This is a genomic window from Peribacillus sp. NPDC096448 (genome assembly GCF_044762675.1).
GTDB lineage: Bacteria > Bacillota > Bacilli > Bacillales > DSM-1321 > Peribacillus > Peribacillus frigoritolerans_B.
Genome location: NZ_JBIWEU010000012.1, coordinates 183,785 through 195,546, shown reverse-complemented (window position 1 = coordinate 195,546; position 11,762 = coordinate 183,785). Strand labels below are relative to the sequence as shown.

8 protein-coding genes, 21 tRNA genes and 1 rRNA gene are annotated in these 11,762 nt (G+C 46.3%); 28 read left to right on the top strand and 2 right to left on the bottom strand.

Annotated elements, in window-relative coordinates; translation table 11 throughout:
• The 22 genes from rrf to ACIQ0C_RS20305 all read left to right on the top strand — a co-directional run.
• Positions 1-104 (top strand): 5S ribosomal RNA (rrf, locus tag ACIQ0C_RS20410); the annotation flags it as partial.
• An 11-nt stretch (positions 105-115) separates the two neighbouring features.
• Positions 116-191, top strand: a tRNA-Val gene (locus tag ACIQ0C_RS20405).
• Positions 192-201: 10 nt separating this feature from the next.
• Positions 202-277, top strand: a tRNA-Thr gene (locus ACIQ0C_RS20400).
• A gap of 20 nt (positions 278-297) precedes the next feature.
• A tRNA-Lys gene (locus ACIQ0C_RS20395) sits at positions 298-373 on the top strand.
• Positions 374-380: 7 nt separating this feature from the next.
• A tRNA-Leu gene (locus tag ACIQ0C_RS20390) sits at positions 381-462 on the top strand.
• 8 nt (positions 463-470) lie between these two features.
• Positions 471-545: transfer RNA gene (locus ACIQ0C_RS20385), tRNA-Gly, on the top strand.
• A 12-nt stretch (positions 546-557) separates the two neighbouring features.
• Positions 558-646, top strand: a tRNA-Leu gene (locus ACIQ0C_RS20380).
• A 10-nt stretch (positions 647-656) separates the two neighbouring features.
• A tRNA-Arg gene (locus tag ACIQ0C_RS20375) sits at positions 657-733 on the top strand.
• An 11-nt stretch (positions 734-744) separates the two neighbouring features.
• Positions 745-821, top strand: a tRNA-Pro gene (locus tag ACIQ0C_RS20370).
• A 17-nt stretch (positions 822-838) separates the two neighbouring features.
• Positions 839-914, top strand: a tRNA-Ala gene (locus tag ACIQ0C_RS20365).
• A 28-nt stretch (positions 915-942) separates the two neighbouring features.
• A tRNA-Met gene (locus tag ACIQ0C_RS20360) sits at positions 943-1,019 on the top strand.
• 10 nt (positions 1,020-1,029) lie between these two features.
• A tRNA-Ile gene (locus tag ACIQ0C_RS20355) sits at positions 1,030-1,106 on the top strand.
• Between the two features lie 22 nt (positions 1,107-1,128).
• A tRNA-Ser gene (locus tag ACIQ0C_RS20350) sits at positions 1,129-1,221 on the top strand.
• 103 nt (positions 1,222-1,324) lie between these two features.
• Positions 1,325-1,398: transfer RNA gene (locus tag ACIQ0C_RS20345), tRNA-Met, on the top strand.
• A 6-nt stretch (positions 1,399-1,404) separates the two neighbouring features.
• A tRNA-Asp gene (locus ACIQ0C_RS20340) sits at positions 1,405-1,480 on the top strand.
• Between the two features lie 23 nt (positions 1,481-1,503).
• A tRNA-Phe gene (locus ACIQ0C_RS20335) sits at positions 1,504-1,579 on the top strand.
• Between the two features lie 17 nt (positions 1,580-1,596).
• Positions 1,597-1,672, top strand: a tRNA-His gene (locus tag ACIQ0C_RS20330).
• Positions 1,673-1,676: 4 nt separating this feature from the next.
• A tRNA-Gly gene (locus ACIQ0C_RS20325) sits at positions 1,677-1,750 on the top strand.
• A 5-nt stretch (positions 1,751-1,755) separates the two neighbouring features.
• Positions 1,756-1,832: transfer RNA gene (locus tag ACIQ0C_RS20320), tRNA-Ile, on the top strand.
• A 12-nt stretch (positions 1,833-1,844) separates the two neighbouring features.
• Positions 1,845-1,919: transfer RNA gene (locus tag ACIQ0C_RS20315), tRNA-Asn, on the top strand.
• A gap of 1 nt (position 1,920) precedes the next feature.
• Positions 1,921-2,011 (top strand) — tRNA-Ser (locus tag ACIQ0C_RS20310).
• A 3-nt stretch (positions 2,012-2,014) separates the two neighbouring features.
• Positions 2,015-2,086, top strand: a tRNA-Glu gene (locus ACIQ0C_RS20305).
• Between the two features lie 62 nt (positions 2,087-2,148).
• Here ACIQ0C_RS20305 and ACIQ0C_RS20300 read toward each other — a convergent pair.
• Positions 2,149-2,898, bottom strand: coding sequence for a TraR/DksA C4-type zinc finger protein (locus ACIQ0C_RS20300; RefSeq protein WP_403063263.1), 750 nt, complete (start codon positions 2,896-2,898; stop codon positions 2,149-2,151).
• A 145-nt stretch (positions 2,899-3,043) separates the two neighbouring features.
• On the bottom strand, positions 3,044-3,964 hold the full coding sequence (locus ACIQ0C_RS20295; RefSeq protein ID WP_402840691.1) for a 1,4-dihydroxy-2-naphthoate polyprenyltransferase: 921 nt from the start codon (positions 3,962-3,964) through the stop codon (positions 3,044-3,046).
• Between the two features lie 299 nt (positions 3,965-4,263).
• Here ACIQ0C_RS20295 and ACIQ0C_RS20290 point away from each other — a divergent pair, with 299 nt between their 5' ends.
• From ACIQ0C_RS20290 to menC, 6 genes are all read left to right on the top strand, one after another.
• Positions 4,264-5,673 (top strand): isochorismate synthase, encoded by a 1,410-nt coding sequence (locus ACIQ0C_RS20290; protein WP_403063259.1) that lies wholly within the window; start codon positions 4,264-4,266, stop codon positions 5,671-5,673.
• Positions 5,666-7,417 carry a 2-succinyl-5-enolpyruvyl-6-hydroxy-3-cyclohexene-1-carboxylic-acid synthase gene (gene menD / locus ACIQ0C_RS20285; RefSeq protein WP_403063256.1) on the top strand — a complete coding sequence of 584 codons (1,752 nt, stop codon included), beginning with the start codon at positions 5,666-5,668 and terminating at the stop codon, positions 7,415-7,417. Before ACIQ0C_RS20290 ends, menD begins: the two co-directional genes overlap by 8 nt.
• Complete coding sequence (gene menH, locus ACIQ0C_RS20280; protein ID WP_403063252.1) at positions 7,414-8,235, top strand: 2-succinyl-6-hydroxy-2,4-cyclohexadiene-1-carboxylate synthase; 822 nt, start codon at positions 7,414-7,416, stop codon at positions 8,233-8,235. Before menD ends, menH begins: the two co-directional genes overlap by 4 nt.
• A gap of 7 nt (positions 8,236-8,242) precedes the next feature.
• The gene (gene menB / locus ACIQ0C_RS20275; RefSeq protein ID WP_370029151.1) at positions 8,243-9,055 is read left to right on the top strand and encodes a 1,4-dihydroxy-2-naphthoyl-CoA synthase; all 813 of its coding nucleotides are present in this window, start codon (positions 8,243-8,245) and stop codon (positions 9,053-9,055) included.
• 86 nt (positions 9,056-9,141) lie between these two features.
• Positions 9,142-10,623: an o-succinylbenzoate--CoA ligase gene (locus ACIQ0C_RS20270; RefSeq protein WP_402840682.1), complete on the top strand. Its 1,482-nt coding sequence runs from the start codon at positions 9,142-9,144 to the stop codon at positions 10,621-10,623.
• A complete protein-coding gene (gene menC / locus ACIQ0C_RS20265) occupies positions 10,620-11,723 on the top strand; it encodes an o-succinylbenzoate synthase (protein WP_403063284.1) in 1,104 nt (367 codons plus the stop codon). The genes ACIQ0C_RS20270 and menC overlap by 4 nt, the downstream gene beginning before the upstream one ends.
• Positions 11,724-11,762: the final 39 nt, after the last annotated feature.

Genomic DNA, 11,762 nt, shown 5'->3' with positions numbered 1-11,762 from the left:
AGCGAAGAGGTCACACCCGTTCCCATTCCGAACACGGCAGTTAAGCTCTTCAGCGCCGATGGTAGTTGGGGGTTTCCCCCTGTGAGAGTAGGACGTCGCCAAGCAGGTTTCATATGGAGGATTAGCTCAGCTGGGAGAGCATCTGCCTTACAAGCAGAGGGTCGGCGGTTCGATCCCGTCATCCTCCACCATTTTACACCTGCCGGTGTAGCTCAACTGGTAGAGCAACTGACTTGTAATCAGTAGGTTGGGGGTTCAAGTCCTCTTGCCGGCACCATTTTAAGATAGTACAAGCACGAGCCATTAGCTCAGTTGGTAGAGCATCTGACTTTTAATCAGAGGGTCGAAGGTTCGAATCCTTCATGGCTCACCATTTATATGCGGGTGTGGCGGAATTGGCAGACGCACCAGACTTAGGATCTGGCGCCGCAAGGCGTGGGGGTTCAAGTCCCTTCACCCGCATCTTTCATGCGGAAGTAGTTCAGTGGTAGAATACAACCTTGCCAAGGTTGGGGTCGCGGGTTCGAATCCCGTCTTCCGCTCCACTTTTCGTATGTGCCGGGGTGGCGGAACTGGCAGACGCACAGGACTTAAAATCCTGCGGTAGGTGACTACCGTACCGGTTCGATTCCGGTCCTCGGCACCATCATAAATATGCGCCCGTAGCTCAATTGGATAGAGCATCTGACTACGAATCAGAAGGTTGTAGGTTCGACTCCCGCCGGGCGCACCATGTTTTTATTGCGGGAAGTAGCTCAGCTTGGTAGAGCACTTGGTTTGGGACCAAGGGGTCGCAGGTTCGAATCCTGTCTTCCCGACCACGTGATTTTTAATGAATGGGGCCTTAGCTCAGCTGGGAGAGCGCCTGCCTTGCACGCAGGAGGTCAGCGGTTCGATCCCGCTAGGCTCCACCATTTTTCAATCAGATACTTATATTATATTGGCGGTGTAGCTCAGCTGGCTAGAGCGTACGGTTCATACCCGTGAGGTCGGGGGTTCGATCCCCTCCGCCGCTACCAATAAATATAAGGACCTTTAGCTCAGCTGGTTAGAGCAGACGGCTCATAACCGTCCGGTCGTAGGTTCGAGTCCTACAAGGTCCACCATATTCATTTTTATTAAAGCCGTGGAGGTATACCCAAGTTCGGCTGAAGGGATCGGTCTTGAAAACCGACAGGGGAGTCAAATCCCGCGGGGGTTCGAATCCCTCTACCTCCTCCATTTTTTCTAAAAGCAGCAAGTTGTTTTAAAACAACCTTACATAAAGGATGCGGACGAAACAATATACACGAAAACTTGATGCAAATCGTTTCATTATTACCGTCGCGGGGTGGAGCAGTCCGGTAGCTCGTCGGGCTCATAACCCGAAGGTCGCAGGTTCAAATCCTGTCCCCGCAATTATTAGGTCCCGTGGTGTAGCGGTTAACATGCCTGCCTGTCACGCAGGAGATCGCGGGTTCGATTCCCGTCGGGACCGCCATTCTTTAAAATGAATACATATGTGGCTCAGTAGCTCAGTCGGTAGAGCAAAGGACTGAAAATCCTTGTGTCGGCGGTTCGATTCCGTCCTGAGCCACCATATCTTAAAAAATTATGGCGATTGTGGCGAAGTGGTTAACGCACCTGATTGTGGTTCAGGCATTCGTGGGTTCGATTCCCATCAGTCGCCCCATTTCGCGGGTGTAGTTTAGTGGTAAAACCTCAGCCTTCCAAGCTGATGATGAGGGTTCGATTCCCTTCACCCGCTCCAAATATGGGCCTATAGCTCAGCTGGTTAGAGCGCACGCCTGATAAGCGTGAGGTCGATGGTTCGAGTCCATTTAGGCCCACCATATTCATATTGTTCCGCAGTAGCTCAGTGGTAGAGCATTCGGCTGTTAACCGAACGGTCGTAGGTTCGAGTCCTACCTGCGGAGCCATGGGGAAGTACTCAAGAGGCTGAAGAGGCGCCCCTGCTAAGGGTGTAGGTCGCGCGAGCGGCGCGAGGGTTCAAATCCCTCCTTCTCCGCCAGTTGGCCCGTTGGTCAAGCGGTTAAGACACCGCCCTTTCACGGCGGTAACACGGGTTCGAATCCCGTACGGGTCATAACAAAAAGGGAAGCATACATTCATGTATGCTTCTTTTTTTCATTTCTTTTCATTAATTTTTCATTTCTTTTCATTAATATAACCATCTTTTTGTTTATAGGGAATGTCTCCAAGGTTGGATTCTATATTTTCTTCTTCCAGGATATCTTCATATTCCTTTTGCTTTTTGTTCGGTATATCCACTCTAGTTTTACCTTCGATATCATTTGCGGCAAATCCTTCATAGTCTTCAGGAAATCCACCCGTTTCAACCTCGTTTTTATAAAGATCATTATAATTGTCGTGATCGCCGGTATAATCAGATGGCGTTTCTGATGTACCGAATTTGGCCACTTCACCAAAGCTATCTTCTTTATCCGCCATTTCGATTCCATGACGGTTTTCAAAATGGTCACCCTTGGATGGAATCAGTATATCCTCTTCCGCTGGCCGGTCTTGTGAAGGTGGCCGTTCTGGGGCATGCTCGACACAGTAGAGGGTGCTTGGGATAGCTTCAAGCCTCTCGATGGGGATTTCCATATTGCAGGTTTTACAATGGCCATACGATCCTTCTTCCATGGCTTTCAAAGCTTCATCGATTTTCTCCATTTCGGATTGTGCATGCTCATCGAGTGCTTGATTCCGTTCCATCTCGAATAATTCGGTTCCTAGGTCAGCAGGATGATTATCATAGGATGATAATTCACCTACGGATTCCGTCTGGCTTTTATCCAGAACGGATTGTTCATCATTTTGAATTCTATTACATAGCTCATTTTTTTCCTGAAGCAGTTCTTTTTTGAATTTTTGTGTTTGTTGTTTAGTTACCATATCCGATTCACTCCTTCTAAAGTCAAATCTCTTTTTATATTGGTAAGATGGTTGTATTATCTATTACCCGAATCGGAGTATCGGAAAACAATATGGAACGGAAGATAGAAAAAAGGACTGAGCGGATGAGCTCAGTCCTCGGAGATTATATAAGATAGCTGATGAATAATCCAATGGCCATGAGTAAGCCAAAGAATGTGTTCGTTTGGGCCGTGGCTTTCATTGCTGGCACCATCGTGATCGGCTGCGTTTTACCCACGAAGCCTTTGATTGCGGCCATGGCCTTCGGTATGCTAAGGAAGGCAAGGAGAATCCACGCCGTTACGCTTCCGGTAAGAACTAGCCCAACAAGCCATAGATAAGAGAAAGCGAACATGATTGCCATGAATGTCAGGGCGTTTTTCCTGCCCATCACTACTGGCATCGTTTTGCGGCCATGTGCCTTATCACCATCATGGTCACGGAGGTTATTGGATAAGTTGATCAGCCCGACCAGTATCCCACTTGGGATGGCAATTAAGATGGCTGTTGAAGAAACATCACCGGTTTGAATGAAAAAGGCGATCAGGATTATCAAAAAGCCCATGAACAATCCAGAAAAAAGTTCCCCGAATGGTGTATATGAAATGGGCAGGGGACCGCCTGTATAAAGATAGCCTACAAGCATGCAAACCAGTCCCACTGCAGCAAGCCACCAAGATGATGCGGCACAGATATAGATTCCAATTATCAAGGCGATGGCATACATGCCAAGGGCCAAGGTCATGATTAGTCTGGGGGTCATCCCATGACGGACGATCCCGCCGCCGATGCCTACGGATTCCTCCGTATCCAAGCCTCTCTTGAAATCATAGTATTCATTGAATAAATTGGTTGCAGCTTGAATCAGGATACTTGCAATCATCATGGCAGCGAAAAGTAACCAATTCACTCCATCTTCCAAAAGTGCAATCACAGTTCCAAGTAAGACTGGGACAAAAGCTGCGGTTAGTGTATGTGGACGAATTAACTCCCACCAAATCTTCCAGGTCCGTTTAAGGGGAAGTCCGTCGTATTCTGTTTGCATTATTTCTCTCCTCAAAATCATTATTGGTTCTCTCGAAATTATAACAAATATTGAAATGTTGCACAAAAGGTTATCCTAATAAATGCAGGAAAAGTGGGTAAGGATGATAATTGGAATTCAACGATGATTCATTTCCAAAATCAAGGGTATTTCTCTACATTCGCTAAGATTCATATAATAAGGAAAAAAGCAGGGGAGAATCGTTCGGTAAAGGGGCGTTTTATTGACATGAGGTTCAAGGGAGGTGTATCTTTAAATAGGTTAAATAGCTTTTAAAATGTACATTTGGGGGGATTTTTTTGGCTATCTCAGAGGAAACTGAACAGTTTCAGGGACTGGCTTCAGCTATACAAAAGGCGAAGGACTTGAATGATCAAGTTCTATTCAGTCATATTAAGAAGATTAAATGCAACAACCCCCTTTCATTTTATCAAGCTGGAAGAGAACGGTATGCGGGTGAACGCTTTTTCTGGGAGGACCCTGCAAAGGAAATAACCATCACCGGTTTAGGCAATGTTAAGAAACTCAAAGCGGCATCGAATGCCGAACGTTATAGAGAAGTCGAAAAGAGCTGGATCAAACTGCAGAATAATGCTGTCAAAACAGGAGTGACCGATGTAGAAGCGACAGGTCCTTTACTGTTTGGGGGCTTTTCTTTTGATTATGAAACTGACAGTACGCTCCTTTGGAATCAGTTCGGGGACAACCTGTTTTATATACCTGCCTTCATGCTGTCAATAGTGGGGAAACAAGCTTACTTAACGACAAACTTACTTTGTTCGCCTGATGATTCAGAAAAACTCTTCATAGATATGATAAATGAACGGGAAGCTTTCCTTTTCGAAAGCTTGGATGGCAATGGATTGGGTGCGAATTCCCTTGTTATGCAGAGGGAAGTCGAACCTGAGAAATGGAAGCGGACGGTCGCAGAGGCTGTTGAGGAAATCAAGACGACAGATCTCGACAAGATCGTTTTGGCAAGGGAGCTTCGACTTGGTTTTGAACGTTCCATCGATTCAGGGAAAGTGCTTGAACAATTGATTGCTGAGCAGCCATTGAGTTATATTTTCAGTTTGGAGGCTGGTGGTGACTGTTTTGTCGGTGCCACTCCCGAACGTTTGATTAAGAAACAGGGAAATGAAGTTTTTTCTACCTGTCTTGCTGGATCGATGCGGCGAGGTAAAGATGAGCAAGAAGATGTTTGTCTTGGTGAAGAATTGCTTCATGACCAAAAGAATTTACAAGAGCATCAATATGTCGTGTCGATGATATCCAATGCTTTTGATTCTGTATGTGAAAAGGTGATGGTCCCGGCCGGACCGACACTTATGAAAAACCGTCATATCCAGCATTTGTACACACCGGTTCGCGGTACATCCAAAGAAGGTGTCACGATTTTTGAATTCGTCGAGAACCTCCATCCTACACCTGCTATGGGCGGACTTCCAAAAGAAAAGGCTATTGTCCGAATTCGGGAAATGGAAGGTCTGGAACGCGGCTTTTATGCGGGTCCTTTAGGCTGGGTGGATACGTATGGAAACGGGGAATTCGCTGTAGGGATACGTTCTGCCCTAATACAGAACAACGAGGCATCGCTCTTTGCCGGATGCGGAGTAGTGGAAGATTCGACTCCCGAAAGTGAATTCCGGGAAACGGGGATTAAATTCAATCCGATGTTAAGTGCTTTAGGAGGAAACCTTAATGAATGACCGAGATGCATTGACAGCGTATGCTGCTTCATTCGTCGATGAGCTGGCACAAAATGAGGTGAAGCATGTGGTGGTGAGCCCAGGTTCACGATCCACGCCCCTAGCTTTGTTGCTAGTGGAACATCCTGATATCGAAATTCATATTAATGTGGATGAGCGTTCGGCTGCTTTTTTTGCCCTTGGTTTGGCTAAGGCCTTAAAAGAACCTGTCGGACTTCTTTGTACGTCCGGTACAGCCGCTGCAAACTATTACCCAGCCGTCATCGAGGCTTTCTATTCAAGAGTGCCGCTTATTGTACTTACCGCTGACCGCCCGCATGAATTACGTGATGTCGGAGCACCGCAGGCAATCGATCAGATACATCTTTACGGGAGACATGTAAAATGGTTTGTCGAAATGGCACTTCCTGAAAGCACGGATGGGATGATGCGTTATGCCAGAACGGTCGGTGCAAGGGCAGTGGCTTCAGCTGCAGCTGAACCGGCAGGGCCTGTACATTTGAATTTCCCGCTTCGGGAACCATTGATTCCGGACCTGGACCAAGCAAAGGAGTACAGGCAAAATAATAGGACGCCTGCAGTGTTGATTGACAGTGGAGAACGGTCATTGTCAGCATCACAAATAGAAGCTGTTGCAACTACATTGTCAAAAGCTAAGCAAGGTATGATTATATGTGGCGAGTTACCGTATCCAGAGATGAAGGAAGCCATCGTCAAATTAGCGGAAAAACTTGCTTTTCCGGTACTGGCTGATCCCCTTTCACAATTAAGGAGCGGAAGTCATGACAAAGCCGTCATCATTGATGCGTACGATACGTTTCTGCGCGATGAAACGGCAAAAGCGGCTTTCAGGCCGGAAGTGATCTTGCGATTCGGGGCAATGCCTGTTTCCAAACCGTTATTGTTATTCATGAAAAAACAAAAACAGGCAATCACCTTGGTCGTCGATGGCGGAGCAGGCTGGCGAGAACCAGCCGGATTGGCAACGAATATGATTTACAGCGAAGAGAAAGAATTTTGTCTGCGAATTGCTGAAAGCATTACTTCTTCCCCTGATGATGAATGGCTTCGCTTATGGCAAACCGTCAACGGAGCGACGAAGGATGCCTTAGCCTCCGTCAGGGATGAAGCGGAGTTAAGCGAAGGCAAGCTTTTCGCCCTGCTTGCTGATATGATGCCATTGGAGTCGACATTGTTTGTCGGGAATAGTATGCCTATACGTGATTTGGATACTTTCTTTTTGAATAATGGAAAAGGAATCAAAACCATTGCTAATCGCGGGGCTAATGGCATCGATGGTGTCGTTTCCACTGCACTTGGCGTAAGCACAGTATCGAAAAATACAGTGCTGGCAATCGGGGATTTAAGCTTTTTCCATGATATGAATGGCTTGCTTGCAGCAAAACTTCAAAAACAAAATATCACGATATTGCTGGTTAATAATGATGGCGGCGGCATTTTTTCCTTCTTGCCGCAGGCGAATGAGAGGGAACATTTCGAAACGCTATTCGGCACGCCTCATGGGCTTGATTTTTCCCATACTGCCCAGCTTTATGGCGGTAAATACAACAAGGTGCAAAATTGGGATGAGTTCGAGAAGGTATTTACAGAGTCATTCGAAATTCAAGGTTTGAAAATCATCGAAGTACCGACAGAAAGAGAGTCCAATTTACAAAAGCATCGAAATTTGTGGAGCTTTGTTTCCCAGGAAATAAAAATGGTGTTAGATAGGGAAATATCATGAATATTGTCAGCAAGGATGTCAATTATGCTGTTGAAATAACGGGAAATGGAGATCCTCTTGTACTTTTACATGGATTTACGGGAAATCGGGATACATGGAAATTCCTCATCCCGCTACTGAGTGACAGGTATACGTTGATCATGGTCGACATCATCGGACATGGCATGTCTGCATCACCAGCCGATCATCGAAGGTATGAGCTGGAGAAAGTGGCTGAGGATATCAAGTATATTTTGGATGTGTTACATTTCCCGAAGGCCCATATCCTTGGATACTCGATGGGAGGAAGGCTCGGATTGGGATTTGCCTGTTTGTATCCTGAGTATGTTGATACATTGATACTTGAGAGTGCTTCACCAGGCCTTTTAACAGAAGAGGAACGGGAAATCCGTAGGGGAAATGATGGAAAGCTTGCCGAACGGATTCTTGTAAATGGCATGGAAGCGTTTGTGGATCAATGGGAAAACATCCCGCTGTTTGAAAGTCAAAAACGGTTGTCGGCCAAAACCAGGACGGCCATTCGGGAGCAGCGGTTGGCAAATGACCCTGCCGGCCTTTCCAATAGCCTTCTTGGTATGGGGACCGGCAGTCAGGCTTCATACTGGGAGCAACTGCAAACTCTTGATTTCCCGGTGCTCCTTGTAACAGGTGAACTCGACAGTAAGTTTTGTGACATTGCGGACTCGATGAAGAAAAGGCTGAAGCGGGCCGAATGGAAAATAATAAATGATGCGGGACATGCGATTCATGTGGAAGTTGGAGAAAAGTTTGGTAAAATAATAAGTGAGTTTTTAAAGCGTAATAAAAGGAGGAATTAAGGTGACGATTCAATGGGAAACAATACGTGAGTATGATGAAATTTTGTATGAAAAATATAACGGGATTGCGAAAGTATCCATCAATCGACCGCATGTACATAATGCATTCACGCCAAAAACGACTGCTGAAATGATTGATGCATTCGCAAGGGCGCGCGATGATTCCAGCATTGGTGTCATTATTTTAACAGGTGTAGGCGGCAAAGCATTCTGTTCAGGCGGAGACCAAAAGGTCCGCGGAAATGGCGGATATGTGGGTGAAGATAACATTCCGCGTTTAAATGTTCTTGATTTGCAACGTTTGATTCGCGTAATTCCAAAACCAGTCGTAGCCATGGTGGCAGGATATGCAATTGGTGGAGGAAATGTCTTGAACGTGGTATGTGACTTGACGATTGCTGCTGACAATGCAATTTTCGGACAAACTGGACCGAATGTAGGAAGCTTTGATGCTGGTTATGGTTCTGGCTACCTTGCACGTATCGTGGGTCATAAAAAGGCGCGTGAAATCTGGTACCTATGCCGTCAATACAATGCACAGGAAGCATTGGATATGGGATTGGTCAACACGGTCGTGCCATTAGACCAATTGGAAGCGGAAACGGTTAAATGGTGTGAAGAGATGCTTGAGAAGAGCCCGACTGCACTTCGTTTCTTGAAAGCGGCAATGAACGCTGATACTGATGGCCTTGCAGGTCTTCAACAATTGGCTGGTGACGCTACACTTTTATACTATACAACAGAAGAAGCAAAAGAAGGCCGCGATGCATTCAAAGAAAAACGCACTCCGGACTTTGGGCAATTCCCTCGTTTCCCTTAATGAAACGCGTGAATCGATGAGACTGACAGCTTGGCGGAAAATCGCCGGGCTGTTTTCTATATCAAAAAGGAAGAGGGTAAGCAGCAATGGCAGAAGAAAAGTTGCCGAACTGGCTGAAAAATCGGGCGCATCTTTCACCGGATCGCCCGGCAATTGAGTTTGAAGGTCATACGTATAGCTTTCTTGAACTTCATACATTATCGGAGAAGATGGCTGGTAAGCTGGCAAGCATTGGTCTGGGCGCTGGCGATTCATGCGCGGTTTTGCTCCGTAACCATATTGATGGTGTTGTCGTTATCCATGCACTATTTTATCTCGGTGTGAAGATTGTGATGCTGAATAATAAGCTAACGGCAAAAGAGCTGTCCTGGCAGATCGAGGATAGCGGAACGGCCTATTTGGTTTCAGAAGGATCCTTCTCCGGCAAACTCTCTGATATTTGTGAGATTCTCCCGGATTTGAACCTTCATTTAATGGAAGAATTGCCGGATGAAGGCACGGCAGGGATACTTCAAGAGTTTTACCTTGAGGATACCGCTACGATCATGTATACATCCGGTACGACAGGAAATCCAAAAGGGGTGATCCAAACATTCGGCAACCATTGGTGGAGTGCTGTAGGGTCTGTTCTGAACCTTGGATTGCATGAGGAGGACTCTTGGTATTGTGCGGTTCCGATCTTTCATATTAGCGGTTTATCCATCTTGATGAAAAATGTGATTTATGGCATGAAAGTCGTTTTGGCGGAACGTTTCGATGAACGGGAAGCAAACCGGAGCATTCAGGAAAATGGCGTGACGATCATTTCGGTCGTGACGGCTATGCTGAATAGGATGGTACAGGATATGAAGGAAACAAGCTATCCAAAAACCTTACGCTGTTTCCTGTTGGGCGGCGGCCCTGCTCCCGTCCATTTGCTTGAAGTATGTAAGGAGAAAGGGATTCCCGTCTATCAAACATATGGGATGACCGAAACGTCTTCACAGATTGTGACACTGGCACCGGAATATAGCATGACAAAAATCGGCTCAGCAGGAAAGCCTTTGTTTCCTTCGCAGTTACGGATAGAGAAAGACGGCACGATGTGTGAACCGGGTGAAGTGGGGGAAATCGTGGTTTCGGGTCCGAATGTGACGAAAGGCTATTTTAATCGGATGGATGCTACACAGCAGGCCATTACCGATGGATGGCTTTATACTGGGGACCTTGGTTATCTCGATGAGGAAGGCTTTTTATATGTACTTGACCGACGGTCGGATTTAATCATTTCCGGAGGTGAAAATGTCTACCCGGCCGAGATTGAAAATGTCCTTAGTAAGCATCCTGATGTTTTCGAAGCGGGAGTGACGGGGACAGACGATGAAAAATGGGGGCAGGTCCCGCTTGCTTTTGTTGTCCTGCATCAAGGTGCAGAGCTAGGTGAGAGCGAACTGCTGGAATATTGCAGGGGATATTTGGCATCTTATAAAATTCCCCGGAACGTGATTTTTTGTAAGGAGCTCCCCCGGAATGGCGCAAGCAAGCTTCTGAGACGGGAACTGAAGAAGGAGATGGGGGAATGGCACTGAAGTTATCCTCCATTTCACTAAAGCTCATTAAGGCCCCTTTAAAGCGGCCATTCAAGACACATCTCGAAACGGTAAACGACCGGGAAGTGATAATAGTCGAAGCCATGGATGAAGACGGATTGATTGGATACGGGGAAGCTGTCCCTTTTACAAGTCCTTGGTATACCGAGGAAACGATCAAAACATGCTTTCATATGTTGGATGACTTCTTAATCCCGCTGACATTGGCCAGCCAGATCAGGCATCCTGATGAGCTGCAGAACTTATGGAGCGGAATCAGGAGGAATGCGATGGCGAAGTCAGCTTTAGAGCAGGCAATCCTCGATTTGTATGCGAAGCAGAAAGGAGTCTACCTTGGACGGCTGTTTGGCGGCGAAAGAAGTGAAGTGGCCGCTGGCGTAGTCGTTGCATCGAATGATATAGAAGATGCGATGCGCCAGATCGAGGATTTTTCAGGATCTGGTTATCAGCGTTATAAAATAAAAATAAATCCTCAAAATGATTTGGAGTTTTTGGCGGAAATCCGTCGGGCCTATCCCGATATCCCGCTAATGGCAGATGCCAATTCAGCGTACACTCTTGATGACATCCCGCATCTTCAGAAACTTGATGACTTTAAGCTGATGATGATTGAGCAGCCGCTTGGGCATGATGACATTGTGGAACATTCATTTTTGCAGAAACAGCTGCAGACACCCATTTGCCTTGATGAAAGTATAAATTCTTTTCATGATGCCGAAAGTGCACTGTCGCTCCAGAGCTGTGGGGTTATCAACATTAAGATGGCTAAAGTCGGCGGCTGGATGGAAGCTGTAAGGATTCATTATCTATGCCTGGGAAATGATGTGCCCGTTTGGTGCGGCGGTATGATTGAATTTGGCATTTCACGTGCACATAATATTGCACTTGCCACATTAAAAGGGTTCACGATTCCAGGGGATATATCATCTTCAGCACGTTATTGGGATGAAGATATAATCGATCCTGAAGTCATCGTCGAAAACGGCATGATCCAAGTTCCCGATAAAGCTGGAATCGGTTTTGCCATCAATGAAAAGCGGCTAAAGGAATTGACTACATTTAGTAAACTGTACAAGTGAAACATCAAAGGAGGTGCACGGCCCACCTCTTTTGATTAA